Origin of the sequence: Thermogemmatispora carboxidivorans (assembly GCF_000702505.1) — a bacterium.
GTDB lineage: Bacteria > Chloroflexota > Ktedonobacteria > Ktedonobacterales > Ktedonobacteraceae > Thermogemmatispora > Thermogemmatispora carboxidivorans.
Genome location: NZ_JNIM01000001.1, coordinates 4279840 through 4305411, shown reverse-complemented (window position 1 = coordinate 4305411; position 25572 = coordinate 4279840). Strand labels below are relative to the sequence as shown.

General features: G+C 62.8%; 24 protein-coding genes. 21 read left to right on the top strand and 3 right to left on the bottom strand.

Going from position 1 to position 25572, the window contains the following annotated elements:
- Positions 1–260 precede the first annotated feature (260 nt).
- The 6 genes from N688_RS16900 (at position 261) to N688_RS16880 (ending at position 5888) form a co-directional block, all read left to right on the top strand.
- Complete coding sequence (locus tag N688_RS16900; RefSeq protein ID WP_052890377.1) at positions 261–1523, top strand: helix-turn-helix domain-containing protein; 1263 nt, start codon at positions 261–263, stop codon at positions 1521–1523.
- 12 nt (positions 1524–1535) lie between these two features.
- Complete coding sequence (locus tag N688_RS22955; protein WP_156025480.1) at positions 1536–1682, top strand: hypothetical protein; 147 nt, start codon at positions 1536–1538, stop codon at positions 1680–1682.
- Positions 1683–2377: 695 nt separating this feature from the next.
- A complete protein-coding gene (locus tag N688_RS16895) occupies positions 2378–3550 on the top strand; it encodes a helix-turn-helix domain-containing protein (RefSeq protein ID WP_052890376.1) in 1173 nt (390 codons plus the stop codon).
- Between the two features lie 181 nt (positions 3551–3731).
- Positions 3732–3881, top strand: a complete 150-nt coding sequence (locus tag N688_RS22950; protein ID WP_156025479.1) for a hypothetical protein — start codon at positions 3732–3734, stop codon at positions 3879–3881.
- A 134-nt stretch (positions 3882–4015) separates the two neighbouring features.
- A complete protein-coding gene (locus N688_RS16885) occupies positions 4016–4324 on the top strand; it encodes a hypothetical protein (protein ID WP_052890374.1) in 309 nt (102 codons plus the stop codon).
- A 268-nt stretch (positions 4325–4592) separates the two neighbouring features.
- Entirely contained in the window at positions 4593–5888 is a 1296-nt protein-coding gene (locus N688_RS16880; RefSeq protein WP_052890373.1) for a helix-turn-helix domain-containing protein, read from the top strand.
- A gap of 1153 nt (positions 5889–7041) precedes the next feature.
- Here the strand turns inward: N688_RS16880 and N688_RS16875 are convergent.
- On the bottom strand, positions 7042–7386 hold the full coding sequence (locus N688_RS16875; RefSeq protein ID WP_052890372.1) for a hypothetical protein: 345 nt from the start codon (positions 7384–7386) through the stop codon (positions 7042–7044).
- Positions 7387–7889: 503 nt separating this feature from the next.
- Here N688_RS16875 and N688_RS16870 point away from each other — a divergent pair.
- The 11 genes from N688_RS16870 to N688_RS16820 all read left to right on the top strand — a co-directional run bounded on the left by N688_RS16870 (position 7890) and on the right by N688_RS16820 (position 18437).
- Positions 7890–9623 (top strand): PEP-utilizing enzyme, encoded by a 1734-nt coding sequence (locus tag N688_RS16870; RefSeq protein ID WP_052890371.1) that lies wholly within the window; start codon positions 7890–7892, stop codon positions 9621–9623.
- A complete protein-coding gene (locus N688_RS16865; RefSeq protein ID WP_052890370.1) occupies positions 9620–10261 on the top strand; it encodes a GntR family transcriptional regulator in 642 nt (213 codons plus the stop codon). Before N688_RS16870 ends, N688_RS16865 begins: the two co-directional genes overlap by 4 nt.
- Entirely contained in the window at positions 10258–10983 is a 726-nt protein-coding gene (locus tag N688_RS16860; RefSeq protein WP_052890369.1) for a cyclase family protein, read from the top strand. The genes N688_RS16865 and N688_RS16860 overlap by 4 nt, the downstream gene beginning before the upstream one ends.
- A 44-nt stretch (positions 10984–11027) precedes the next feature.
- Positions 11028–11870, top strand: coding sequence for a PEP/pyruvate-binding domain-containing protein (locus N688_RS16855; protein ID WP_052890368.1), 843 nt, complete (start codon positions 11028–11030; stop codon positions 11868–11870).
- Positions 11871–12103: 233 nt separating this feature from the next.
- Positions 12104–12997, top strand: a complete 894-nt coding sequence (locus tag N688_RS16850; RefSeq protein WP_052890367.1) for an FAD binding domain-containing protein — start codon at positions 12104–12106, stop codon at positions 12995–12997.
- Positions 12990–15107, top strand: coding sequence for a xanthine dehydrogenase family protein molybdopterin-binding subunit (locus N688_RS16845; RefSeq protein WP_052890366.1), 2118 nt, complete (start codon positions 12990–12992; stop codon positions 15105–15107). Before N688_RS16850 ends, N688_RS16845 begins: the two co-directional genes overlap by 8 nt.
- A 43-nt stretch (positions 15108–15150) precedes the next feature.
- Positions 15151–15657 carry a (2Fe-2S)-binding protein gene (locus N688_RS16840; protein ID WP_052890365.1) on the top strand — a complete coding sequence of 169 codons (507 nt, stop codon included), beginning with the start codon at positions 15151–15153 and terminating at the stop codon, positions 15655–15657.
- A 47-nt stretch (positions 15658–15704) separates the two neighbouring features.
- Positions 15705–16553, top strand: a complete 849-nt coding sequence (locus N688_RS16835) for a fumarylacetoacetate hydrolase family protein (protein ID WP_052890364.1) — start codon at positions 15705–15707, stop codon at positions 16551–16553.
- A gap of 8 nt (positions 16554–16561) precedes the next feature.
- Positions 16562–16849: a putative quinol monooxygenase gene (locus N688_RS16830; protein ID WP_052890363.1), complete on the top strand. Its 288-nt coding sequence runs from the start codon at positions 16562–16564 to the stop codon at positions 16847–16849.
- Between the two features lie 134 nt (positions 16850–16983).
- The gene (locus tag N688_RS16825) at positions 16984–17697 is read left to right on the top strand and encodes a cyclase family protein (protein ID WP_052890362.1); all 714 of its coding nucleotides are present in this window, start codon (positions 16984–16986) and stop codon (positions 17695–17697) included.
- Positions 17694–18437, top strand: a complete 744-nt coding sequence (locus N688_RS16820) for a histidine phosphatase family protein (RefSeq protein WP_052890361.1) — start codon at positions 17694–17696, stop codon at positions 18435–18437. Before N688_RS16825 ends, N688_RS16820 begins: the two co-directional genes overlap by 4 nt.
- A gap of 116 nt (positions 18438–18553) precedes the next feature.
- Here N688_RS16820 and moaC read toward each other — a convergent pair whose 3' ends face one another.
- On the bottom strand, positions 18554–19075 hold the full coding sequence (gene moaC, locus N688_RS16815) for a cyclic pyranopterin monophosphate synthase MoaC (protein ID WP_052890360.1): 522 nt from the start codon (positions 19073–19075) through the stop codon (positions 18554–18556).
- Between the two features lie 503 nt (positions 19076–19578).
- Here moaC and groES point away from each other — a divergent pair.
- The 4 genes from groES to N688_RS16795 all read left to right on the top strand — a co-directional run bounded on the left by groES (position 19579) and on the right by N688_RS16795 (position 24471).
- Positions 19579–19869 (top strand): co-chaperone GroES, encoded by a 291-nt coding sequence (gene groES / locus N688_RS16810; protein WP_052890359.1) that lies wholly within the window; start codon positions 19579–19581, stop codon positions 19867–19869.
- 286 nt (positions 19870–20155) lie between these two features.
- Positions 20156–21781: a chaperonin GroEL gene (gene groL / locus N688_RS16805; protein ID WP_052890358.1), complete on the top strand. Its 1626-nt coding sequence runs from the start codon at positions 20156–20158 to the stop codon at positions 21779–21781.
- Between the two features lie 558 nt (positions 21782–22339).
- A complete protein-coding gene (locus tag N688_RS16800) occupies positions 22340–23641 on the top strand; it encodes a Tm-1-like ATP-binding domain-containing protein (protein WP_081838945.1) in 1302 nt (433 codons plus the stop codon).
- On the top strand, positions 23638–24471 hold the full coding sequence (locus N688_RS16795) for a phosphoenolpyruvate hydrolase family protein (RefSeq protein ID WP_052890357.1): 834 nt from the start codon (positions 23638–23640) through the stop codon (positions 24469–24471). Before N688_RS16800 ends, N688_RS16795 begins: the two co-directional genes overlap by 4 nt.
- A 174-nt stretch (positions 24472–24645) precedes the next feature.
- Here N688_RS16795 and N688_RS16790 read toward each other — a convergent pair whose 3' ends face one another.
- Positions 24646–25536: an amidohydrolase family protein gene (locus tag N688_RS16790; protein ID WP_052890356.1), complete on the bottom strand. Its 891-nt coding sequence runs from the start codon at positions 25534–25536 to the stop codon at positions 24646–24648.
- Between the last annotated feature and the right edge of the window lie 36 nt (positions 25537–25572).

The following is a 25572-nucleotide window of genomic DNA, read 5'->3' as shown; positions in this document are numbered from 1 at the left end:
CTTATAGAAAAAGCTGCAAGCTTTGAAGCTTCATTGGTTCTTGCTGCAGAGGCTCCTTGCTTGCACTCTACTAGATCGATTGCGTATCATATGGTTTGTCACCTTCTGGAGGAGGATACGTCTTTGTAAGGTAGGAAACAATGCTCCCCTGCCGGCAGTGTCAGGAACGGACAAAGGGTGTCCCAGGCTGCGCTTGCTGCAGTGGAAAAGCCGATGCTACAATGAGGCTGCCTGCAGGGTGGGGAAAGGATGGTTGTGATATGCAGGACGGAGAGCTGTGGTGGTACCGCTACGGGCGGTATACGCCTGGTCCCTACAACTCGCCACATATGGGCGAGGTGCTGGCAGATTATCGGAGACGGAGGTACTGGACGCAGCAGGCTTTTGCGGAGGCCATCGGTGTCAGTTGGCGCACGGTGCGCGAATGGGAGATGAGCGACGTGATCAGCGACACAGGACGACGCATTTTTCTGGCGAAGGTGCTCAGGATTCCCCCAGTGTTGCTGGGACTGACGTGGTACCAGGTTTACGGGGAGCAGGAGCCGCAGGGATATGAAGAGGGGCTGCTGAGTGCAGCAGAGAGGATGGAGGCAGATAGCTACTATCACTATGAGGACACGCTGGCCCTGGGGTGGGAGCTGTTCTATGAGGGGAGATTGTTGGTGGTGGCGGATCGGATGGAGAGGCGGCTGAGGAAGTTGGAGGGGATAGTGGAGAGGGTGCCGGTGGGACCGGAGCAGGAGGCGTGGCGTGAGTTGTTGGGGCGATACTATCTGTTGGCGGTGCAGATCGAGCGGCATCGAGGGCAGGAGGGGAGTCATCGGCAGGGGGCACTGCGCTACAATGCTCAGGCGCTGCGCCTGGCGCAAATGCTGGATCTCCCAGCCCTGCAAGCTCATGCATTGTCGATGCGTGCTGATGTGCAGCATGAGCAAGGCCGTCATGGTCTGGCCAGACAGTTGGCGCTGGCATCCTTGCAGCACCTCGACCAAGCTCAGCCGCCCTTGCAAGGCAACCTCTTGCTGATGGCTGCTGCAACAGTGGCGGCGGCAGGGGTTGCTGATGAGCAAGATGAGCGGCAGGTACGTCGTTGGCAGGAGCAGGCGCTCACGCTGGTGTACAAGCGGCGGATCGAGCCGGATGGCTCGTTTCTCAAGCTCAACCTGGCGGGAGTGCATCATGATCGGGCCAAGTTGCTGCTGCTGCTCGCTCGGCAGCGCCAACGCCCGGAGTTGCTGAGGGAGGCAAGGCAGGAGCTGCTGGCGGCCTGGAAGCAGTTCACGCCAGAGCTGCGGGTGTGGCAGGTGCACTTTGCCCTGACGGAGGCGGAGCTGGAGCTGGCGGCTGGGGAGGTAGAGGGGAGTGCGCGGGCGGCTCTGCAAGCGCTGGAGGCGGCGCGACAAATGGGGTCGCGCAAATATGAAGGGGAGCTGAAGCGGTTGTATGGGAGGCTCAGGCAGGTAGCGGGTCCAAGGCTGCCGCCGGTTGAGCGCCTGGGGATAGCGCTGGGCTGTTACGAGTAGACTGGCGGCAGCGTGGTGGCTGAGGCGGTGCAGTTGGCGCGCCGGCTGGGGTCGCGGCTCTACTTCAACAAGCTGGCAGAGGTCTATGAGCGTCTGCGGGAGCGCTGGCCGCATGAGCGGCAGATTGGGGCGCTGGAGGATCTCTTTGCTCCCTGGTAGAAGCAGCGGGCGAGGAGGTCCCCAGGAAGAGGCTGGCCTGCAAGGATCTGGGGTCCAACGAGGGAGACGGACAAACATCTGATCTCCTTCCTCTCTCTTCTCTCCAATAAGAGCTTATTTGCTTACTTAGGATGTAGAACTGAAGCATTCAGGGGCCAGGGCGGGCACAGTCTTCTCTTGTTTATTGGTCTGCTTCTATCCTAAGAGGCCGCTCCTGACCTGTGCTATGTAGCTGGGCCGAAGCTGAAATTCCATTTCTGGATGCATCTGCCTTCCAGGCAGCAGTCTCCTGCGGTGGCGGCTGCTGCTGAGTGGTCTCGCCCGAGCCAGGTGATCCGCTACTACCGGCGTCTGAAGCGGCGCCCTGATGGCAGGTGCTGGGCCCAGGCCGACCTGGCGCGGGCAGCAGGATGGGTGAAGAAAGCCAACGTGCTAAAAGCCCTCCTTCCGCTGACATGTTCTATTCCATGTACTACAGCTCCTCTCTTGCATGAGGCTCTTACTCTTGTGTACCTGACTCTTCTTTGATAAGGTTCTATGGTAGAATGTAAAGGGAGCATTACTTGTGATCTACAGACAAGGATAGCGTATGAAGATCTTGTTTTACACCAACCTCGGTGGGGGTGGCGCGGGCTGAAAGAGCCATCCTGTGCACCTCCTTTGAGGGCGGTGCAATGTGGTGAAAGAAGGGTGAGATGGATCAAATTGGACGCCTCATTCGCGAATATCGTGAGCGTGCAGGCATGACCCAGGCTGAGCTTGCCGCTCACTGGCCACGACATGCCCGATTTGGGGGCGGCGAAGGAGTGAGCTGGAAGTACATTCAGGATATTGAACGTGGGCGCAAGCGCATTGAAGATCAGGCGACGCTGCGCAAGGTCTGTGGTTTACTCAATATTCCGCTGTGGCGTGTGGGACTGAGTGAGTATGATCCGCTCAGCGGTGCCCTGAGCGGCGCATCCCCGTTCACTCGCTGTTTCGATCTGATGGAGCTGACGGTACGGCAGATCTGGCAACTGCGCAAAGCGGCCCTTTTAAGGGAGGCTCGTCAGGTGCTGGCCCGCCTGGGATCGTGGCTCGATGCACTCCAGCAAGAAATATCCCCATTACTGCAGCGGGATCAAGCTCGTTTCGGGCACCTCCTGGCTGACTATCACTGTATTCGGGGGGTACTGGCTGTTGATGCCGGACACTATCAGCAAGCGCTTGCTTACTACCAACAGATGGAGCAGTTCGCCCGGCAGCTCAATGATCCGGCGGTACTGGCCCATGCTCTCATGAATCTGGGCGTCGAGTACGATCGTCGAGGCGAGACACAGCATGGCATCCAGTATCTGGAAGAGGCCTGTGATTGTGCTCTAGAGGCTTCGAAGGCCTGGAGCGTGCTTGTTCATTCCTACTTGAGTCGAGCCTATGCCCGTGCGGGAGAAGAGCGGCGTTTTCTGAGAGCGAACGACACGGCTCTGCGTTTAAGTCACGTCCTGGCGAAGGATTTTATCGAGGACCCTGACCAGGTCTACTACACGCTAGGTAACATTCTGGCTGAGCGCAGCGCGGGCTATCTACTGCTCGGGCAGCCTCGCCAGACGCTGGCCTTGCGTGAGGAGATAAAGCGGGTACTTGAGCGAGAGCAGGGCACGCGCGTGGCTGCCTGGATGCCGCTGGATTGGGCGCGGGCCTATTTGCTGCTGGGCGAGGTGGAAGCATGCGCGAAAGAGCTGCGGGAGCTGTATCGACAGGTCAAAGCAATGGGCAGTCCGCCTGCCCTAGAGCAGGCGGATAGCGTTCTGGCTGCTCTGAAGAAAAAATACGACTCTGTACAAGCTGTCAGGGAATTAAGTGAGGAGCGGCAAGCTATGCTTGCATAAAGATAGGGAGCAATTGCCAAAGCTCAGATGCGGGCATGGCAGCTTTGGGCTGCTCTGGAGCGCGTTGACAGCCCAGGCGATGAATGCCTTCATTATGACCGGCCAGATGCCAGGCTCCCTGCACTGTTGTGCTCCCCAGCGCTTCCAATGACCAGGCTCTTAAGAGGCGATCAGACAGCCTATGATACTGTACGTGGTATTGCTCAGGCCGAAGCCGGAGACGAGTGAGCAGGAGGTGCGGCAGAAGATCGCCGGCATCAGCGAGGTGGTAGTCGGGCAGGACCACCATGTGACCAACCACAAGGGGTATCGCTTGTCCTCTTTCCGATAGTTAGTCCGAGGTTGAAGTTGCACTTCTGGTCAGACTTGCCTGGTCATTGCCTATGCGCCGGATATTCTCTATACTGAAGATAGCTCCCTCTCTGGAAGAACATGGTGTTTCTGGGAATGGAAGGAGAGAACAGAATGTCGCCGTCTGCGGAGCGGCAGTCTCCCGATCCGGCTGATGCCTCGGCTCTCTCCTGGTGGGTAGAGCTTGGCTATCCTTCTTTCGAGAAAGGACCTGACGGCTGGCCTCGCCCGGGCCAGGTGATCCGCTACTACCGGCGTCTGAAGCGGCGCCCTGACGGCAGGCACTGGACCCAGGCCGATCTGGCGCGGGCGCGCGCTGTAAGCATGCAGAGCCTTTGCCGTCGGTGGCCGGCCTGGCGAGAGAAGCGGGAGCAAAGGGAGCAAGAGGATATCTGGCTCCAGGCAGGCCAGGCGTGGGCATGAGGACAGAGCTGACGAGACTGCCACCTACCACGACCTCAGTGCGCTTCCCCCAATGGTTCCCGAGAGTGGGAATCGATCCTTGCCATCGATTGTCAAAGCAATCGCTCGCCTTTTTCACTGGTCTAGTCTCGCTATCAAGAGATGATGAACTCCTGGTTCTGCTTTTCCTTCGGAAGCTCTTGCGTTGCTCTCCTTCCCTCCGTATACTGGCTCTAGCGTTTACGTGGCTTCCCTGTTTTCCGCAGAGGGAAAGGAGCGCCTGATAGCAATGGCTGCTACGTCTGAATCGCTGGGGAGCTGTCCTGATCGCGCTGGCGGTTGTCCCTGGTGGGTACAGCTTGGCTATCCGCCTTTTGAGGCGGGGCCTGATCACCTTCCTCGCCCGGGGCAGGTGGTCCGTCACTATCGGCGTCTGAAGCGGCGTCCTGATGGCAAGCGCTGGACCCAAGCCGACCTGGCGCGGGCGCTGGGCGTCACTGAAAGGTATGTGAACCTCATGGAGCATCACGACGAAGGCTTTGACAGTTTCTCTCGACGACGATTTCTTGCAGAGATCCTGGCCATTCCTCCTGTCCTGTTGGGCCTGGCGGAGCTGCCGGGTGTGAGGCAGCAGACTGCAACGCTGCAAGCTCCTGCGGTGATCAGCCGTCCAGCCATTGATATGGAGCAGGTGGCACGACGTTTGTCCGCCTTGAATCGCAAAGGGGACCTCAGTACCGCTGGCCCGGAGCTGCCAGTGGTTGAGACCACCCTGGGCGGGCTGTATGAGGCGTTGCCGTTTGCCAGAGGAGATCAGCCACACCTCAAACGCTTGCTGGTGGGTTATCACACACTGGCGGGTTCGGTACTGCGCGATGAGCAGCAGCCGCAGCGAGCGCTGGAGCATCTCAACAAGGCTGTTGGTTGGGCCAATTCGCTGCAGCAGGAGACATTGCTGGCCTTTGCGCTCTACCGGCGGATGACGGCCCTGATCGAGTTTGGTCAGATTGAGCGGGCGTTACAGGATGAGCTGCGGGTCCGCCGGCTGTTGCCGAACCTGCCGGCGGATTTGCGGGTCGCGCTCTTGCTGCGCGGCGCTCTGGCTCAGGCGCGGACAGAGGAGGCGCAACGCCGGCCAGGCAGGGTACTGGTGCTATTGGATGAGGCGGCTGCCTGGCTGGGCGAGGCCCTGGCTGGCTCGGGAGGAGATCATCACTATCATCTGCCTTTGAGTAGGGAGCGTTTTCAGATTGATCGGGCCGCGGTGCTGTTGGCGCTCAACTGGCCTCGGGAGGCGTTGGATAGTCTGCCAACGCGCCAGTTGAGCGGTATGACGCGCGCCAATGTCTATGCAGAGCTGTTGGCGGCGGAGGCCTATGCGCGGCTGGGCGAGTATGAGCAGGCGGCGGCGCTGGGCCTGGAGGCGGTACCTGTGGCGCACGCGATCCGTAGTCAGGTGAATCTGGACCGGGCGCGCCGGCTCGTGGAGCAGCTGGCGGCTTCGCCGTTTGGCAGTGCGCCGGAGGTGGCGCGCCTGCGGTTGTTGCTGAACCAGCCGGGACGCGGGCGCGGGCGCACTCTCTAGACCAGGCCGGGCGAGGCAAGCAGCTTCTGTAATGAAGATGGGGCCTGCCTGGGATGCCAGGCCAAAGGGAGGGGAAGCAAGAGGCTGAAGCTTGATCTCAGCTTCCAGGCAGGCCCTCTAGTCTCCTTGATGTTCCAGTCCCAAACCGGGCTAAAGCGGCTTGCTGACGCACTGATAACCAGCGCTTTGACCTCGCGCTGCTCATTCTAATCCCAAACCGGGCTAAAGGAGCTTTCTGACGCTGTGCTCTGGCTGAGGATCTGCGTGAGTTGATGGGTTCTAATCCCTAAACGGGCTAAAGGGGCTTTCTGACAATAGCCAGGGCTTAGCGATCGGTACCGTGTTAACGATCGTTCTAATCCCTAAACGGGCTAAAGGGGCTTTCTGACGCCAGCTATTGTGCATCGGTATACCCCAGCGGCTGATGTTCTAATCCCTAAACGGGCTAAAGGGTCTTTCTGACCAAGCGCTGTCGCATCGGGACGATCTCCTTGTGCCGGTTCTAATCCCTAAACGGGCTAAAGGGTCTTTCTGACTGGGAAGATTTCTGGACCAGGGAGCAGAGGAAATTACCAGTTCTAATCCCTAAACGGGCTAAAGGGTCTTTCTGACAGCACCCTCTCTAATGTAGCATCTGGAGCGGCCTCTGTCAAGCTTTTTCGAGCATCCCAAAAAAGCGGTCATCAGTGACCGTTTTTGCGCGGTAATGATGCCAGCCACTATGGCCCTGGAGACGCATGAAAAGCCATTCGAGGATCGCTGCGTGAGATCCCGGGTGCCGAGATGCTCGAAGCGACGAGCACCAACGGCAACAATGACTTGAGGAATATTTCTCTCTCTAGGAGAGCAAAGGATATTTTTAGTTCGTGGGTCCAAGATGGCTCGACCCTGCAGTACTGGCAGGTCACTGCCCTGTGCTGAAGAGGGCGAAGCATGTGAGTGAGGCGAGTAATTCAGTGAGCGCAAGCCAGCGGTCAGCAATGGGAGGAAACCGCAACGACTGCCGGCGTAGGCCAGGCCATAGACGGTAGATGGGTCGCTCCTGCCCTGCTCTCCGAGGCTCACACGGCCAGCGCAGAAGCAACACTAGCGAACGAGCCGCCGCGCCGTCCGGCGCCTGTCGCCGTGTGAGAGAGAAGAAGGATCAGCAACCCTACTGATCTGAGGGAAGCACGCGGCGCAGCATGCTAATTACGAGCGCCATCTGCTCTTTGAGCGTAGCATTATCGGCTTGAAGCGCAGAAAAACGCTGCATTGCTTCCTCCTGGAAGCGAAGCGTCCGTTCCTCAAAGCGGATCAGGCGCTTCTCCTGGCGCTCGAAATCGAGCTTCAGACTCTCCTGGGCGGTCTCAATGCGCGTCAGCGCCTGGCGCATATTACGATGATCAAGGGCCAGGAGATCGACTTTGCCCAGCTCAGCTTTGAGCATCGCGATCTCCTCTTGTAGTGGTGCTAGCTTCTGATCGATCAGTTGCTCAACTTCCTCCCGACTTAGCATGCGACAATCTCCTCATCATCCTTACTGAAGGCACAGGCCTCTTCCTACTAGATGGGCTGCTCAAAGCGAGGCCGCCCACTGTGAGCATAACATCCCCGAGCGTCTCCCGTCAAGCAACGCCAAGCCATCCCTGGCTGCCTCTCGCCTATAGACCTGGCGGGCGGTCTGGCTGGCTCCCCACCGCTCTCCCTCTTGGGCGCCGACCTTCCCCCCTCACCCGCTTGACTTTCGTTTATCGATAATTTATTCTTGATAGAGAGCAGCGGCACAGAGACACGTGCCGGCCTGGCTAGCCTGGACCTGCTCTTACTCCTTGCATGCTTCTAAGTGCGCCAGCCGTGTGCACGCGCCACACGGACCGGCCAGCGTTCAGCGCGAGGAACGCTCAGACCCGACCAGGGCCGGCAGGATAGCCAGAGAGCGCGCCAGCCCAGCGCTGTGCAGCAGCCAATCAGCCTTGTGCCCGAGGTCGGGACCCGTTTTCAGAGAGGAAGGCTTATTTTATGAGCAGCAACGACGAAGTCCTGGGCACATTCTACGGCGACGAAAGTTTCCCCATCACCTGGGAAGAGGGCGAGCAAGAACTATTCTGGATCTACGACGACCTGCACATCCCTAACCCCGTCTCGCCCATGTTCTTCGACATCGGCGGCTGGTGGCTCACCTGCGACCACATGTTCCGCCGCTTCGGCACCCCCTTCGCCAGCGACTGGATTGCCAAGAACATCAACGGCTACGTCTACACCGCCGCCGTACCTGCCGACTCTGCATTGCACTCCGAAGCCACCGAATACCAGGCGCGCTACGTCCCGCGCGTCCCCCGCGATCCCGACTATCCCCAGAAAATCGGCGCCTACATGAACGCCGTCCTGCCCCACTACGCCCACAACTTCCTTGACTGGTGGCAGCAGCGCCTGCGCCCCGAAATGGAGCGCAACTTTGCCTATCTCGACAACTACGATACCGAGCACGCCAGCCTCGTCGAGCTAGCCGTCCTCCTGGAGGACGCCATCGACATCCACGACCGCCACTGGAAAATCCACTGGATGCTCAACTTTGCCCAGTTCTCTTCGACCCTCAACCTCAACGCCCTCATCCAAGAAATCAAAGGCCAGGTCGACCCCAACCTGATGGGGCGCCTGCAAAGCTCGCTGGCCGACCGTAACTGGGACTCCATCGAGGCCCTCTGGCGCATCAAAGAAGAGATCAAGGCCGACGACGACCTGCGCCAGCTCTTCAAGCGCGGCGAAACCGCCGCCGACATCTGGCGCGCCCTACAACAATCCTCGCGCGGCCAGCAGCTCATTCGCGAGCGCATCGAACCCTATCAGCAAGAATTTGGCTACAAATCGATCTGGTCCCACGAATTTGCCTTCCCCACCTGGAAGGAGCAGGCCACCCCGATCATCGAGATCCTGCGCGGCTACCTGGAGACCGACTACGACTATCCGCGCACCATCCAGGGCGTACGCGAAGACCTCGACCGCGCCATTCACGAACTGATGGACGACGTCCCGCCCGGCGAAGGGCGCGAGCGCCTGCAGCAGGCCCTTGACCTCTCGCTGCGCATGAACCCACTCACCCCTGATCACCACTTCTACATTGACCAGGGGACCAATGCCCGCCTGCGCCTGGTGCTCATCGCCATCGGCAAGAAGCTGGTTCAGGCCAAACTGCTCGACGACCCCGAAGACGTCATGTACCTGCACTACAACGAGCTGCGCCTGCTCATGACCAATCCCGGCGCCGTTCCCGCCCGCGAACTGGTCTCGCAGCGGCGCGACGAGCGCGAGCGCGCCTACAACATTCGCCCGCGCGAATGGGTCGGCACCGCCACCAAGACGGCCCTGGCCTTCCCCTACAACGCCCTCTGGGGCTTCCCGGAGAAATTCTACAAGCAGCCAGCCCAGAAGAGCGACGAGATCCGCGGCCTGGCCGCCTCGCCCGGCGTCATCGAAGGACCGGCGCGCGTCGTCCTCTCGCTGGAGCAATTCGATCAGGTACGCGAAGGCGACATCCTCGTCTGCCGTATGACAAATCCCGCCTGGGTCGTCCTCTTCACGCGCATCGTTGGTCTGGTCACCGACGCCGGCGGCGTGACCTCGCACCCGGCGGTCGTCTCGCGCGAGTTCGGCATCCCGGCAGTGGTTGGCACCTCCGACGCCACCCAGCGCATCAAGACGGGCGACCGCATCCGCGTCAACGGTGCCACCGGCGTAGTGGAGGTCCTTGCTTGACGCTGACACGCAAGAGCCTGCGCCAGCAGATCAAAGAGATCCTGCTCACGCGCATCCTGCAGGGCGAGTACCGACCCGGCGACCGTCTGATCGAGCTGCAGATCGCCCAGGAATTCGGCACCAGTCAAGCACCAGTGCGCGAATCCCTGCGCGAGCTAGAGGCCCTCGGCTTCGTCGAGTCGGTCCCCTACCGCGGCGCGCGCGTGCGAGCCGTCTCGCAGCAGGAACTGGCCGAAGTCTACCCCGTCCGCGCTGCCATCGAAGAGGTGGCGGCCCGGACGGCGGCGGCCCGTCTGGCCGGCGACGTCAGCGCCCTGGAGGCCGAGATCGCCGCCATGCACCGCGCTGCCGACGACGGCGACCTCTATGCCCAGGTCTGCCACGACGTCGCCTTCCATCGCCTGATCGTCGACGCCTGCGGCAACCGCGTCCTGCAGGAAGTCTGGCGCTCGCTGCGCATCGAGGCCCGCACCCTTATCAGCGTCGTCAAAACCGAAATCGAGCCGCACCACCTGGCCGACATGCACCGTCCCATTCTGGAAGCGCTGCGCGCCGGCGACGGTGACCTGGCAGGCCGCCTGCTGCGCCAGCATGTCGAATTCTTCGGGGAACTGGTCTTGAAAGGAGAACACGCATGACCCGCCTTGTCGATCTCTCGATGCCGGTGCACAAGGGCATGATGACCTTCCCGCGCGTCGTCCCGCCGGCCCTGCTGATGTACGAGACCTGGCAAGAATTCGCCGAAGGCATCGGCGCCGCCCAGTACGGAGCCACCTGGCTGACGGCCTCCTACCTCGTCATCCAGGGCGACCACATCGGGACCCACTGCGATGCCCTCAAGCACGTGCGCGGTCCCGATGCCCCCGGACCCGAGGGCATCCCGCTGGAATATTGCTACTCCGACGGCGTCGTCCTTGACTTCCGCAACAAACCCTACGGCTACGGCATCACGCGCGCCGACATTGAGGAGGCCCTGGCCAAAATCAACTACACCCTCAAGCCGCGCGACATCGTCCTGATCCAGACCGGCGCCTCAGCCTACAACACCGAGCCGCGCTATCTCACCGACCACTGCGGCATGACCGCCGAGGCCACTCGCTACCTGATCTCGCAGGGCGTGCGCATGATGGGGACCGATGCCCCCACCTTCGACCCACCCGTCTGGGCCATGTTCGAGCGCAAACAGTTCTGGGAGGCCCACCTGGTCATGAAAGAAGAGGACTACTGGCACCTGGAAAACCTGGTCAATCTTGATCAGCTGCCGCCCTGCAACTTCAAAGTGGCCGTCTTCCCCATCAAATGGGTCGGTACCACCGGGGCCCCTGTGCGCGCCGTCGGCATCATCGAGAACGAGGGCTAGCACTGCCAGTCAGCGAGCGACGAGAGAGAAGGAGGGCATCTATCATGCGACAGCAAGTGCAGCAGGGGGCGATCCTCTGGTTTGACGAGGAAGCCTGCTGTGACGTGCGCCAGGCCGGTGGCAAGGGGGCCAGCCTGGCAACGATGACCGCCCAGGGTCTCCCGGTGCCGCCGGGCTTCGTCATCCCGGCCTACGTTCTGGAGCAGTCGGTCGACCGCGAGCGGCTGCTAGAGCTGACCCTGGCCCAGCGCCACACCGAAGCTCAGGAGCTGGTACGCCAGGCCGAAGCGCCGCGCGAAGCCATCGTCGCTGCCTACGAGCGGCTTGCGCCCGGCAATGGCCTGGTCGCCGTGCGCTCCTCGGCCTGCGCCGAAGATTCCGAAGCGGCCAGCTACGCCGGCCAACAGGAGACCTACCTCAACGTGCATGGAGCCGACGAGGTCTGTCGCCGCGTCGTCGACTGCTGGGCCTCCTTCTTCAGCGAGCGGGCCATCTTCTACCGGGCGCGCAAAGGCTCGCTGCACGACCTCGGCATGGCTGTCGTCGTGCAGAAGATGCTGGCCCCCGAAAAGTCCGGCGTCCTCTTTACCGTTGACCCGGTCAACCGGCGCCGCGATCGCCTGATCATCGAGGCGGTCTTTGGTCTCGGCGAGCAGGTCGTCTCGGGCGAGGTCACCCCCGATCACTATGTCGTTGACCGCGCCGGCAGCCTGAAGCGTGAACAGATCGTCGGGGCCCAGCGCGTGCTTGAGCCGGAGGAGATTCGCCGCCTGACGGAGCTGGGCCTGCACCTGATGGAGCTGTTCGGCGTCCCCCAAGATATCGAGTGGGCCATCGAAAACGGACAGCTCTATCTGCTCCAGTCGCGGCCCATCACCACCCTCTGAGCGGCGGTGCGCTGCTTCTTCTTTTTCTTCTTCTTTCTTACCAGGCTCGCCCGCCCTGCCGCGGCGGTCCCCCTCCTGGGGGTGAGACCGGCTCAGGGCGGGGCGGGCGAGCGGGTGGAACGGCCAGTGCCGAACCCCTCCCGAGAGAGGCAGCAAAGCACCGCCTGTCGGCCAACGAACGTACAAGCAAGTAAGAGAGCGCGAGAGCGAGCTAGAAAGAAGCTGGAAGCCCTATGGCCAGACCAATTCCTGCGTGGCTTGCTCCGACCTCCCTGGAGGAGGCCCTGGAGCTGCGCGCCCGCTACGGTGAAGAGGCGACCGTGGTAGCCGGCGGCACCTTTGTCGGCATTCTGATCAATCAGGGCCTGCTGCAGCCGACAGCCCTGCTGACCCTGCGCCAGATAGCGGCGCTGACCTACCTCCGCGTCGAGGATGCCACTGCCAGCGGCAAGCCCCTGCTGCGCATCGGCGCCATGACCACTCACCGCGCCCTGGAGCGCTCGCCGCTGGTCCAGCGCGGCTGGCCGGTGCTGGCCAGCACCTTTGCCCTGGTTGCCAGTCCGCGCGTCCGCAACCAGGCCACCGTTGGGGGCGTCCTGGCCGACGCTGACTACGCCTCCGACCCGCCAGCCCTGCTTCATGCTCTGGGCGCTAGCGTCGTCGCGCGCAGTCCCCACGGTCAGCGTTTGATCTCCGTCGAGGAGCTGATCATCGGCCACTACGAGACCAGTCTGCGCCCCGACGAGCTGCTCACCGAAATCCAGGTTCCCGGAGGAATCGAGGGGGCCATCTACCGTAAATTCCGCTCGCGTTCCAGCGAAGACCGCCCCTGCGTGGCCGTCGCCGCCGTGCGTCGTGAGGGACGCCTGCGCGTCACCGTCGGCGCCGTCGCCGAGCGCCCACAGTATTTTCCCGAAATCTGCGCGCTGGCCAGAGGCCAGGCAAGCATCGAGGCAGAGCTGGCGCGCGAAATCGGCGAGCGCTACGCCGCTGCCATTGATCCCATCAGCGATGCCCGCGGCTCGTCCCACTACCGCCGGCGCGTCATCGCGGTCGAAGTGCGCCGGGCCCTGGAAGAACTCAATCGGATCATTGCCGCGAGAGGAGGGAGCCAGAGCCATGCCTGAGCCAGGCGGCAACGCCCATTATACTGAGCCTGATCCGCGCGTGACCGGGACCATCCGCTACGCCCAGGATGTCGAGCTACCCGAGATGCTCTATGCCTGTGTTGTGCGCTCGCCCTACGCTCATGCCCGCGTGCTGCGCGTCGACACCTCTGCTCTGCCTGTCGACGTCGTCGCCCTGACACCAGACGATGTGCGCTCGCTCGGTCTCTATGGCTGCCAGATGAAAGATCAGCAGGTCCTGGCCGTTGAGCGCGCCCTCTATATTGGCGATCCGGTGGCCGCCGTGGCCGCCGCCTCGCCGCGGGCCGCGCGCGAGGCCGCCGAGCTGATCGAGGTTGATTACGAAGAGCTACCAGCAGTCTTTGACGCTGTGGAAGCGATGCAGCCCGGGGCGCCGCTTCTCCATCCCGATCTGGCTATCTCCGAGAACGACGCCGCCTACTTCGGCATGCGCCCCGAACCACAGCGCAACGTCTGCCACCACTTTCGCATTCGCCACGGCGACATCGAGCAGGGCTTTGCCGAGGCCGAGATCATCGTCGAAGAGACCTATCGCACGCCCAGCGCCCAGCATGTTCCAATGGAACCCCATGCCTGCCTGGCGCGCTGGACTGCCGACGGGCGCCTGGAGGTCTGGACGGGAACACAGACGCCCTTTAACCTGCGCATGGACCTGGCCGGTATCTTTGGTCTGCCCCAGGAGGGCATTCGCATCATCGCCCCGCCGATGGGCGGCGCCTTTGGCTCCAAAACCTTCGTGCGCTACGAGGCCATCGTCGCCGGACTGGCGCGCAAAGCCGGGCGCCCCGTCAAGCTCGTCCTGCGGCGCGACGAAGAATGGCTGACCCTCAACCGCCATCCGGCGACCATCCACGTCAAGCTTGGAGCTAAACGCGATGGCACCCTGGTCGCCAAGCAGGTCACGTGCTGGGCCAACACTGGAGCCTACGCCGACTGCGGCCCCGGCGTCGCCCAGAAAATGGGCTTCGCCTCGCCCGGTCCCTATCGCATCCCTCACGTCTGGGTCGACTCCTACTGCGTCTATACCAACCTGCCATCTAACGGGGCCTTCCGCGGCTACGGGGCCACCCAGGCCGTCTGGGCCTCGGAGCGCACGATGGATCTGCTGGCCGAGCGTCTGGGTCTGGACCCGCTGGAGCTACGCCTCAAGAACGTCCTCGTTGACGGCGATCGCTACTGCACGGGCGAGATCATGCACGATGTCCATTTCGCCGACTGCCTCAAGGCAGTGGCCGGGCAGATCGGCTGGCAACGCGGACGCCGCGGCAAGGGCCTGGCCGTCCTCCTCAAGGGCATGCAGACGCCAAGCCGGGCCTCGATCGTCGTCGAGGCCAACGAGGACGGCAGCTACACGGTCCACTGCGCCACCGCCGAGATGGGCCAGGGGGCCTGGCGAGCCATCCGCATGCTGGCCGCCGAACAGCTCGGCGTGCCTGTCGAGCGCGTACACTTTCCCGTACCGGATACCGACATCGTCCCCTACGATACCCGCACTACCTCCAGCCGCTCGACCTATATGATGGGGCGGGCCTTAGTGGAGGCTGTGCGCCAGCTCAAGGAGAATGGTGAGCTGGGCTACGGCGAGTGCGTCAATGAAGGCGGCCTTGATCCCGACACAGGCCAGGGCATTGCCTCAACCCATTGGCATCAGGGGGCCGCCGCCGCCGAGGTGCACGTTGACGAAGAGACCGGCAAGCTGGAGGTCGTTCACCTGCATACCGCCATCTACGCCGGGCGCATCGTCAATCCGCCGGCGGCCCAATTGCAAAACGAAGGCTCGATGATTATGGGCCTCGGCAGTGCCCTCTTTGAAGAGATCACCTTTGCCGATGGCCAGATCACTAACGCCAATCTCTCTGACTACAACATCCCAGCGGCGGATGATCTGCCGCGCATCACTTACGACCTGATCGAGCGACCCGGCGCCGAGATCCACGGGCTAGGCGAGACCGCCCTGCCGCCGGTGCCCGCCGCCATTGGCAATGCCCTCTTCTCGCTCGGCATCCACGTGCGCGACCTGCCGCTCACGCCCGAGCGCGTCCTTGAAGCGAGCGAGCGCCGCAGTGTCCACAGCGCCGCATCGGTCTGAACCAGGGCGGAGGGGCAGAAGGAAGAAGGGAAGGAGCGCCATCATGGCAGCAATGGAGATCCATTTCACGCTCAACGGCCAGCCGGTCGCCGTGCAGGCCGAGCCGGATGAAATGCTGCTGGAGGTCCTGCGCCGCGAGCTGGGCCTGCGCAGCGTACGCGAGACCTGCGGCCTGGGCATCTGTGGCGCCTGCACGGCTCTGCTCAACGGCCAGCCTATCTCAACCTGCATTCTGCTGGCGCCGCTGGCCGAGGGCTGCGAGATCACCACCGTCGAGGGCCTCGGTGGCCATCATCCCGTCCAGCGTGCCTTTGAAGAGGTGCAGGCTTTTCAGTGCGGCTACTGCACCCCCGGCATGATTCTGACCATCAAGGCCCTGCTGGAGGAGGAGCCTGAGCCAGACGAGGAGACGATCAGGCGCGCGCTCGGGGGCAATCTCTGCCGCTGTGGTTGCTATCTCAAGATTGTGCAGGCTGCCCAGCGCGCTGCGGCCCTGCTGGCCGAAGAACGGCGACCTCAACCGGGGCCTGGAGCCGCCCCTGTCTCGTAATGTCGTCTCTGTTATCCTTAGTGTGAGAGAATCGGGAGTTGCCAACCATGAAATTTGTGACGTACGATGCGGGCCAGGGACCACGTGTCGGCTTACTCGAAGGAGAGCAGATCTTTGATGTGGGCTTCGCAGGCGACATGGTGGCCTTCATCGAAGCCGGGACCCCTATTGCCCGACGAGAGCCTGTCAGCGGGGCGCGCCTGCTGGCGCCGCTACGTCCTCGCTCCCTGCGCGACTTTCTGGCCTTTGAGGGCCACCTCAAGAATGCAATGGGGCGCCTCGGACGACCCATCGCCCCCGAATGGTACACGGTGCCGGCCTACTACAAAGGGCTGCCCGATACCGTCATCGGCCCCGACGAAGAGATCCCCTGGCCGGCCTATACCGAGCGCCTCGACCACGAGCTGGAGCTAGCCGCCGTCATCGGACGGCGTGGCAAGGACATCCCTAAAGAGGAGGCCATGCACTACATCTTTGGCTACACCATCTGGAACGACGTGTCGGCCCGCGACGTGCAGACGCGCGAGCTGCCTGTCAACATGGGACCGTGCAAGGCCAAAGATTGGGATGGCTCCAACGTGCTGGGACCCTGCATCGTCACCGCCGACGAGATCGATCCGGGCAACCTGCGCATGGTCGTGCGCGTCAACGGCGAGGTCTGGGGTGAGGACAACTCGGGCCATATGCACCACACCTTTGCCGACATGATCGCCTACGCCTCCCAGGCCCAGACCCTCTATCCTGGCGAGGTCTTCGGCTCCGGCACCGCCGCCGGCGGCTCTGGGCTGGAGCTGGATCGCTGGCTGCGCGAAGGCGACGTGGTCGAGCTGGAGATCGAAGGTATCGGCGTTCTGCGGAACCGCATCGGCAAAAAACAGCAGAAGAGAGGAGCGTAACACAAGCTATGGCCTACATTGTTGCTGCCTATTGGCGCGCCAAGCCAGGTCAGGAGGAGACCATTCGCCGCGTCCTGGAGATCATGACCCCCCTGTCGCTCCAGGAGCCTGGCTGTCTCTTTTACCAGCCGCATCGCTCGCCAGACGACCCGCGCCTCTTCTTTATCTATGAGCAATATGCTGACGAGGCGGCCTACGAGGCCCATATGGCCACCCCTCATTTCGAACAATATGTCAAGGGTGAGGCCATTCCCAATCTGGAGAGCCGCGAGCGCCACTTTTTCTGGACGCTCTGATCAGCCTCGTCCGCGTGGAAAGGAAGCAGCGCCCACCTGCATGCAGGCTGGCTTGCCCATCTGGTGGGCTGGCCTGCAGCCCATCCCATAAATATAAAAGGAATCCATAGAGGAGAACGAAGGCGAGGGAGGCTATGACGAAAATTGTCGATCTGACGCCAGCGGTCCCCGAAGGCTTCAAGGGACCACCGTCAACCAATATCGGCGTTCACTTTGAAGTACGTACCAAAGTCGGTGAAGGGGCTGTGGGCGAGCGGCCCTACTGGCAGTCGGGTCAGGTGACCATGAGCCTGCATACGGGCTGTCATGTCGAGTCGGCCCTGCACTGCTTCGAGCGCGGCGAGGCCATCGACCAGGTGGCCCTTGAACGCGTCATCGGTAGCGCCGTCGTCCTCGATCTGACGCCCGTTGAGGAGCGCATGCTCATCGACGTCCCGCTGCTAGAGCGCGCGCTTGAGCGCCTGCACGCTCGCGGGGAAGCCATTCGCCCCGGCGACATCCTGCTCTTGCGCAGCGACTGGGCCCAGCGCGCCATCGGCACGCCCGTCTACTTCCCACGCTCGCCGGCCCTGACCGAGGCGGCAGCTCGCTGGTTGGTCGCTAAGCAGCCCAAGAGCATCGGCTGCGACTTCTTCGAGGAGCCGGCGGCCCGTGAGCAGGGCTGGACCGCCGATCAGTTCGTGGTCCATCGTACCATTCTCGGGGCGGGCATTCCCCTCATTGAAGGGCTGGTCAACCTGGCGCAGTTGCCGCCACGCTGCCAGTTCTTCGCCCCCTTCTACCACTTCGCCGGCATCGACAGCGCCCCAGCGCGGGCCTTCGCCCTCATCCCGGAGGAGCAGCCATGAGTGAGCGGCCCGCGCCGCTGATGATCCAGCTCCTGCGTCACGGGCGCGTCGCCTCGCATCGCGGCGATATCCCCGTGACCGAGGAGGGCAAGCAAGAGATCGCGCGCCTGGCGGAGGCGCTGGCCGTCCGCTTGCTGCCTGGAGAAGAAGTGATCATCCTGCACGCTGCACCCCGGCGCGCCAGCGAGACCGCTCAGGTCCTCTACGAGGTGCTGAGTCGCACCTGTGCCGCCCGCGCCAGCGAGATGACCACGTCGGAGCAGCGCATTGTCGTCCACGCGCCGCGGCGCAACGACGCCCTGCGCACGCCCGATCTCTACCTGGCCGGCACGCGCGTCGAGATGGTCAGCAGCGCCGCCGCCCTGCTGGAGCAACTGCCGCCCGACTGCGGCCTCAGCGCCGAAGACCTCGGGCGGCATCCCTTCTGGCAGGGCTTCTGGAACACACCCGACCGCATTGGCTACTGGGTCAGGCTGGCTGATCCACCGGGCGAAGACTCGCTGTGCGCGGCGCGACGCCTGTGGACCTTCGCGCGCAGCCTGGCCGACGACCTGTCTCGCCAGCCGCGGCGCTACCTCTGCGTCTCTCATTCGCCGCTCCTGCGCGCTTTTCTGCGCCACTACCTCTTTGACGGAGTCGACCCGGGAGAACCCGAGTACGGCGAAGCTATTGACATCGAAAACCAGACGGACGGCACCTTCTGCATCCGTTATCGCCAGCGCCAGCGCGTCCTGACCTAAGTGACCAGCAGTGCGGTGCGGTGCGGTGCGGTGCGATCCGGTCCGGTCCGTCGCTCTCGCTCGGTCGATGGACGGACGACGGCGGACCGGATCAGACCGCGGCCCGCTGTCGTCCGTTAGGAAGCGGATGTCTCCGGCGAGAACTCGACCAGGCCGTGCTGGCCCCCACTCTTGCGCGCCACATAAGCCTGCTCCAGCGTAATCGTGTGGTCGACCGCCTTGCACATATCGTAGATGGTCAAGGCGGCCACCGTTGCTGCTGTCAGGGCCTCTACCTCGACGCCGGTCTTGTAAGTGGTGCGTGCGCTTGTCTCGATCAGGATTAGCCCCTGCTCGCGCTGCAGCTCGAATGTGACGCCGACGTGCGTCAGCGGCAGCGGATGGCAGAGCGGAATCAGCTGCGGCGTTGCCTTGGCGGCCATGATGGCGGCGATGCGTGCCACCTCCAATACGTTGCCCTTGGCAATCTGATTCTGCTCGATGAGCGCCAACGTCTGCGGCTGCAGGCGCACACGGGCCCGGGCGGTGGCCTCGCGCCGCGTCTCCGCCTTCTCGCTCACGTCGACCATCCGCACGTGGCCGCTGGCGTCCACATGGCTCAGCTGAGCAGAGGGTTCCTCTGGCCCAGGTATCGGCATCGCACAATTCCCCCTTTCTGTGGCAGTTTCCCCCCGGCCTCTCCATCCAGAGCACCGAGCCAGGCTGCTTACCCTGTCCTGCCGGCAGTATATCATGCCTCAACGGGCAGCGGCAGGGCCAGCGGCGCCATGAGGTCGCTGTCCACTGGAGCCAGACCAGGATTCTAACATTCCTCTAACACAATTCCTACGGAACTCTAACGCTTCTCTTGTGTTGTTCTAACGGCGGCTGTGGCATCTAGTATAGGCGGAGAGAACCCAGGACAGGATAACACAGCCAAGAAGAGAGTCACGAAACGGTCGAGGTCGAGTAACGGACGGTGAGCAGCGGTCAGCGCCTTGTGCCCTGTCGTGCCGCGCTGCGCGGACGGCAGGCAGACCAGAGCCGGGCCTGCTCCTGCCGTCCTTTTGTAAGCCTGCTTCTTCCGCTGGCAGGTGTTTGCGACCGACTGATTGACTGACGGAACGAACGAACGAACGAACAGCGAAGGGAGTGTGTGCGCATGGCGAAGATTCGTCCTGTAGGCGACCGCGTCGTGGTTAAGCCGCTTCCGAAGGAAGAAGTGACCAAGAGCGGGATCGTCATCCCCGATACAGCCAAGGAGAAGCCGCAAGAAGGCACAGTGATCGCCGTCGGCAGCGGGCGCCTGCTCGATAACGGGGACCGGGTGCCCATCGAGGTGCACGAGGGCGATCACGTCTTGTTTGCCAAGTACGGCGGCACCGAGTTCAAGCTCGACAACGAGGAATATCTGGTCCTCAAAGAGAGCGATATTCTGGCCGTGTTGAGCTGAACCGTGTTGAACGGCGCCGCGCGAGATCGCGCTCATCTCTCTTCTTCTCATTGTCTGATCTGCTCTGGTGAGGAAACCGAAGCACAGCGTTACTTCTTCTTCTTCTTCTTCTGATCGCTTGTCTTGAGTCAGCGCTTGCCTGCGCTGCATAAGATGCTCGGAGGCAACGGGAGCGCTGGCGCGAGAAGAGCAGCCTGTCGAGATAGGCAGGTGGACAAGCAAGTGAGACAGAAGATGTAGTAGTAGTAGTAGTAGTAGTAGTTTGAAAGCGAGGTGGAGTACAGCGATGGCGAAGCAGCTGGTCTTTGACGAACAGGCGCGTCACGCTTTGAAGAAGGGCATTGACGTATTGGCGGAGGCTGTTAAGGTGACTCTTGGCCCCAAGGGGCGCAACGTCGCGCTGGATAAGAAGTTTGGCGCGCCCAGCGTCACCCACGATGGTGTCACCGTCGCCAAGGAGATCCAGTTAGAGGACCCCTTTGAGAATATGGGGGCCCAGCTCCTGAAGGAAGCGGCTACCAAGACCAACGATGTCGCCGGCGATGGTACGACGACCGCTACTGTCCTGGCGCAGGCCATCGTCACTGAGGGGCTGAAGAATCTGGCCGCCGGTGCCAACCCGATGCAGCTCAAGCTCGGCATCGACAAGGGGACCGAGGCCGTTGTCGAATATATCCGCTCCAAGGCCATCCCCGTTGAGGGCAAGAAGGAAATCGCCCAGGTCGCCACAATCTCCGCCGCAGATGAGACCATCGGTAATCTGATCGCCGAGGTCATGGAGAAGGTCGGCAAGGACGGCGTCATCACGGTCGAGGAGTCCCGCGGCATCAACTTCGAGACCGAGTATGTCGAGGGTATGCAGATCGACCGTGGCTATATCTCCCCCTACTTCGTGACGAACTCCGAGAAGATGGAGGCCGTCATCGACGAGCCGTTCATCTTGATCACCGATAAGAAGATCAGCGCCGTCCAGGATATCCTGCCTGTTCTGGAGCAGCTGACGCAGCAGGGCAAGCGCGAGATCGTCATCGTGGCTGAGGACGTCGATGGCGAGGCCCTGGCCACCCTGGTGGTCAACAAGCTGCGTGGTGTGCTGAACGTGCTGGCCGTCAAGGCCCCGGGCTTCGGTGATCGCCGCAAGGAGATGCTGCGCGACATGGCCATCCTGACCGGTGGCCAGGTGATCAGCGAGGAGATGGGCCGCCGCCTGGATAGCGCGACCGTGGCCGATCTAGGTCAGGCCCGCCGCGTGGTGGCCACCAAGGACAATATGACCATCGTCGAGGGCCGCGGCAATCCGGCAGACATCCAGGCCCGCATCCGTCAGATCAAGGCCCAGATCGAGGAGACAACCAGCGACTACGATCGCGAGAAACTCCAGGAGCGCCTGGCGAAGCTGGCCGGCGGTGTGGCCCTGATTAAGGTCGGTGCCGGGACCGAGGTGGAGCTGAAGTATCGCAAGACGCGCGTGGAAGACGCCCTGTCGGCGACTCGCGCCGCGGTCGAGGAGGGCATCGTCCCCGGCGGTGGCGTGGCCCTGCTCAACGCCGTTAAGGCCCTCGATAGCGTGAAGCTGGAGGGCGATGCGGCGACCGGCGTGTCGATCCTGCGCCGCGCTCTGGAGGAGCCGATGCGCCAGCTGGCGATCAACGCGGGCCGCGATGGCTCGGTGGTCGTCGAGGGCGTGCGCCGCGCTCAGCAGGAGCAGCAGAACGAGAACGTTGGTTACAACGTGCTCTCCGATCGCTACGAGGATATGGTCGCCGCCGGTATCATCGACCCGGCCAAGGTGACCCGCTCGGCCCTCCAGAATGCCGCCAGCATCGCCGCCATGATCCTGACGACGGAGGCCCTCGTCACCGATATCCCGGAGAAGGAGAAGGCCCCAGCGACCCCGGCTCCCGAGTACTAGTCGTCTCGTCTATAGCAGGCGGGCTATCCATAGCCTTGGCGCTTCCGCTCTGGATACCTCGAGGAGACTCCCTGAAGCCTGTCGCCCCTTCCCCACCAGCCAGGGGGAAGGGGCGTCTTTCTTGCCTGAACCCCTCTCTTCGCCGCCCGCTTCGTCTTCGCCCCTCTCCACCAGCGCCGGCTTGAGGCCGCTCTCCTCTGCTTGCGCCGTCCCCTACTCCAGGTCCACTCGCTCTGCTTTCCTGCGAGCGCGGGGAAAACATCGCTTGCTTGCTTTCTTGACGCCTGCAGGCGGAGGTGAGTAGACTACTCGTGTGGGCGGGTAGTCCTGTTCTCAAGCAGGCTGAGCTGCCTGGGCTATCCGCGTAGCTCGTCATGCTCTGTCCACAAGTATTATCCTCCCTCCAGGGGGGCCGGGCAGAGTCTGGCCTGCCTGTCTGTCTGTCTGTCTGCGACTGCGCATCGGCTCTGAGGCCAGTGATGGGAGAATACCCCCCCAGACAGGCCCACCGGCGCGAGCAGGCCAGGGCAGGATGACAGAGGAAAGGACGAAGATGTTATGGCTACCGTTGTTCTGGTTGGCACCCTGGATACGAAGGGGCAGGAATATGCCTATCTGCGCCAGCGAGTGCGAGCTGAGGGCTGCGATGTGCTGCTCGTCGACGCCGGTGTCAAGGGGGCGCCGTTGACGCAGCCGGACATCAGCCGCGAGGAGGTGGCGCGTGCTGCCGGGGCCGATCTGGCGGAGCTAGTGGCCCGCGGCGATCGCGGCGTGGCCATCGAGACAATGGCTCGTGGGGCCACCGTCGTGCTCACAGAGCTGTTTGCTCAGGGCCGCCTGCATGGAGTGCTGGGCCTGGGTGGCTCCGGTGGCTCGGCCCTGGTGACCCAGGCCATGCGCGCCTTGCCCATCGGAGTCCCCAAGCTGATGGTCTCAACGCTCGCCTCGGGCGACACCCGTCCCTATGTCGGGGCCGTTGACATCGCCATGATGTACTCGGTCGTCGACATCGCTGGGATCAATCGCCTCTCGGAACGCATTCTGAGCAACGCCGCCGCCGCCATTGCCGGCATGGCTCGTACCTACGCTTCCTTCCAGCCGACGCCGAGCAGCCGCCCGCTCATCGGGGCCACCATGTTTGGCGTCACCACACCCTGCGTGACGGAGGCGCGGCGCTCCCTCGAAGAGCGCGGCTACGAAGTACTGGTCTTCCACGCCACCGGTACCGGCGGTCAGTCGCTCGAAGCCCTCGTGCGGGGTGGCTTTCTGGCTGGTGTCCTGGATATCACCACGACCGAGCTGGCCGATGAACTGGTGGGCGGTGTCCTGAGCGCTGGCCCCGAGCGCCTCGAGGCCGCTGGTCAGGCGGGCCTGCCACAGGTGGTCTCGCTCGGAGCCCTCGATATGGTCAACTTCGGTCCCATAGAGACGGTCCCCGACAAATTCCGTTCGCGACGCCTCTACAAGCACAATCCGACCGTCACCTTGATGCGCACCACCCCCGAAGAGTGTGCCACTCTTGGCCACATCATCGCGCGCAAGCTTAACCAGGCGCGCGGTCCAACGGTCCTCTTCATTCCGCTGCGCGGCGTCTCACTCATCGATACCGAGGGGCAGCCCTTCTACGATCCCGCTGCAGACCAGGCTCTCATCGGTGCTCTCAAGGCCGACCTGCAGCCCCATATCGAGGTCCACGAGCTGGACATGGACATCAACGACCCGCGTTTCGCTCAAGCAATGGCCCGCCGCCTTGATGAGCTGATCCAGGAACAGCGGCGCCTGGCCGGCGAGCAAACTGAGAGCATGCACGCTCAGACTCACCAGACTCAAGCGCCCAACGAAGGAGGAGCAGTATCATGAATCGAGCAGAGGCACTTGCGCGCTTGCGAGAAACCGTCAAACAGGGAGGAGTGATTATCGGTGCCGGTGCCGGGACCGGCCTATCGGCCAAGTGCGCTGAGGCCGGCGGCGTTGACCTGATCATCATCTACAACTCGGGCCGCTACCGCATGGCCGGACGCGGCTCCCTGGCGGGTCTGCTCCCCTATGGAGATGCCAACGCCATCGTCGTTGAAATGGCCGGCGAGGTTCTGCCAATTGTCAAGCACACGCCCGTTCTGGCCGGCGTCTGCGGTACCGATCCCTTCCGCGTCATGCCCTACTTCCTGCGCCAGCTCAAGGAGATGGGCTTTGTTGGCGTCCAGAACTTCCCCACCGTCGGCCTCATCGATGGAGTGTTCCGCCAGAACCTGGAAGAGACCGGCATGGGCTTCGCCCTGGAGGTCGAGATGATCCGTCAGGCACACGAGCTGGATCTGTTGACCGCACCCTATGTCTTCGACCCCGAACAGGCGCGCGCGATGGCCGAAGCTGGAGCCGATGTACTGGTCCCTCACATGGGCCTGACAACCAAGGGGAGCATCGGCGCCCAGACCGCCCTGACGCTGGACCAGTGCGTTGAGCGCATCCAGGCCATGCGCGACGCCGCCAGGGCTGTCAACCCCGATATTCTGGTCCTCTGCCACGGCGGCCCCATCGCCGAACCGGAGGATGCTGCCTATGTGCTGGCGCGCACGCGCGGAGTCGTCGGCTTCTTTGGGGCCTCCAGCATGGAGCGCCTGCCGACCGAGATCGCCATTACCGAGACCACCCGTCGCTTCAAGGCCCTGCGCCCCGGCCAGGCCGTCTGAGCGCCGCGGCTGAGAGTCCTCTCCCCGCGAAGCGGCGCCCGCCAGAGCAAGTATACAAGTAGAGAAGAAGCAGCGAGCCGGAGCCTCCTCATCTGAAACTGCGTCGGCTCGCTGCCGTTAAACTTACCGTACCGCTGAGCAAGGGCATTGACCAGCGAGTGCGGGACGGCTGAATTAGAGACGATAGACCTGACGTGCGGTCTCCGACCACAGCAGACGCTGCTCGTAGAGCGGATAGGCGCTCAGCATCGCTTGCAACGTCTCATACCAGCGCCGATAACTGGAGGCCAGCAGAACAACCGGCCAGTCGCCCCCGAAGAGCAGGCGCTCAGGGCCGAAGGCCGCCATGACCGTCCCCAGATAGGGGACCAAATCATAGGCGCTCCAGCGCTGGTGATCGGCCTCCGTGACCATGCCACTGACCTTGCAGACCACGTTTGGCAGCTCGCCCAGGGCCCGGATATGTTGCCGCCACGGCTCGCGCTCATGCGTGCGAATCGGCGGCTTCCCCAGATGATCAAGGATGAAACGTGTATCGGGGCAGCGTCGCACCAGCTCGACGACGCTCGCGAGCTGCTGATGGCGCAGACAGAGATCACAGGAGAAACCATAGTCGGCAAGCAGACGCACGCCATCGATGAAGGCCGGGCGCAAACAGAAGTCGTCTTCCACCTCGTTCTCGATATTGCGTCGTACCCCCTTGATCAAGGGCGAGAGCGCTTGCAGCCCTTCCAGGTGGGCGCGCACCGCCAGGCCCTGCTCCAGGGGGGCCGCAGCGACAATGGCCTTCAGGCGCGGCTCTTCCCGTGCTAACTCGACAATCCAGGCGGCCTCACGTAGCGCCTCCTCGGGCGCAACCACCACCTCAACGTAAACCAGAGCCTCGATCGGCAGACCCTGCGTCTCCCGCCGGTAGTCCTCCGGCCCAAAAGCGCGCTTGAGCTGTGGATGCCCCTCTAGCCAGGGCATGCGAAAGCGCTGCGGGTCCCAAAAGTGGACATGGGCATCGATGATGGGGAGCAGCTCATCGGCTCCCACAGAGGAAGAGAGAGAAAGATCGCGCATGGCGGCTCTCGCTCCTTTCTGTGCCTGTCTACGCTG

What these genes read in the sequence shown, in the direction of transcription:
- N688_RS16795 (WP_052890357.1), top strand. Translation starts at nt 23,638, where the DNA reads ATGAATCGAGCAGAGGCACTTGCGCGCTTGCGAGAAACCGTCAAACAG.
- N688_RS16885 (WP_052890374.1), top strand. Translation starts at nt 4,016, where the DNA reads ATGTCGCCGTCTGCGGAGCGGCAGTCTCCCGATCCGGCTGATGCCTCG.
- N688_RS16790 (WP_052890356.1), bottom strand. Translation starts at nt 25,536, where the DNA reads ATGCGCGATCTTTCTCTCTCTTCCTCTGTGGGAGCCGATGAGCTGCTC.
- groL (WP_052890358.1), top strand. Translation starts at nt 20,156, where the DNA reads ATGGCGAAGCAGCTGGTCTTTGACGAACAGGCGCGTCACGCTTTGAAG.
- N688_RS16845 (WP_052890366.1), top strand. Translation starts at nt 12,990, where the DNA reads ATGCCTGAGCCAGGCGGCAACGCCCATTATACTGAGCCTGATCCGCGC.
- N688_RS16825 (WP_052890362.1), top strand. Translation starts at nt 16,984, where the DNA reads ATGACGAAAATTGTCGATCTGACGCCAGCGGTCCCCGAAGGCTTCAAG.
- N688_RS16880 (WP_052890373.1), top strand. Translation starts at nt 4,593, where the DNA reads ATGGCTGCTACGTCTGAATCGCTGGGGAGCTGTCCTGATCGCGCTGGC.
- N688_RS16900 (WP_052890377.1), top strand. Translation starts at nt 261, where the DNA reads ATGCAGGACGGAGAGCTGTGGTGGTACCGCTACGGGCGGTATACGCCT.
- N688_RS16850 (WP_052890367.1), top strand. Translation starts at nt 12,104, where the DNA reads ATGGCCAGACCAATTCCTGCGTGGCTTGCTCCGACCTCCCTGGAGGAG.
- N688_RS16875 (WP_052890372.1), bottom strand. Translation starts at nt 7,386, where the DNA reads ATGCTAAGTCGGGAGGAAGTTGAGCAACTGATCGATCAGAAGCTAGCA.
- N688_RS16855 (WP_052890368.1), top strand. Translation starts at nt 11,028, where the DNA reads ATGCGACAGCAAGTGCAGCAGGGGGCGATCCTCTGGTTTGACGAGGAA.
- N688_RS16870 (WP_052890371.1), top strand. Translation starts at nt 7,890, where the DNA reads ATGAGCAGCAACGACGAAGTCCTGGGCACATTCTACGGCGACGAAAGT.
- N688_RS16800 (WP_081838945.1), top strand. Translation starts at nt 22,340, where the DNA reads ATGGCTACCGTTGTTCTGGTTGGCACCCTGGATACGAAGGGGCAGGAA.
- N688_RS16840 (WP_052890365.1), top strand. Translation starts at nt 15,151, where the DNA reads ATGGCAGCAATGGAGATCCATTTCACGCTCAACGGCCAGCCGGTCGCC.
- moaC (WP_052890360.1), bottom strand. Translation starts at nt 19,075, where the DNA reads ATGCCGATACCTGGGCCAGAGGAACCCTCTGCTCAGCTGAGCCATGTG.
- groES (WP_052890359.1), top strand. Translation starts at nt 19,579, where the DNA reads ATGGCGAAGATTCGTCCTGTAGGCGACCGCGTCGTGGTTAAGCCGCTT.
- N688_RS16835 (WP_052890364.1), top strand. Translation starts at nt 15,705, where the DNA reads ATGAAATTTGTGACGTACGATGCGGGCCAGGGACCACGTGTCGGCTTA.
- N688_RS16830 (WP_052890363.1), top strand. Translation starts at nt 16,562, where the DNA reads ATGGCCTACATTGTTGCTGCCTATTGGCGCGCCAAGCCAGGTCAGGAG.
- N688_RS16895 (WP_052890376.1), top strand. Translation starts at nt 2,378, where the DNA reads ATGGATCAAATTGGACGCCTCATTCGCGAATATCGTGAGCGTGCAGGC.
- N688_RS16820 (WP_052890361.1), top strand. Translation starts at nt 17,694, where the DNA reads ATGAGTGAGCGGCCCGCGCCGCTGATGATCCAGCTCCTGCGTCACGGG.
- N688_RS22950 (WP_156025479.1), top strand. Translation starts at nt 3,732, where the DNA reads ATGATACTGTACGTGGTATTGCTCAGGCCGAAGCCGGAGACGAGTGAG.
- N688_RS16860 (WP_052890369.1), top strand. Translation starts at nt 10,258, where the DNA reads ATGACCCGCCTTGTCGATCTCTCGATGCCGGTGCACAAGGGCATGATG.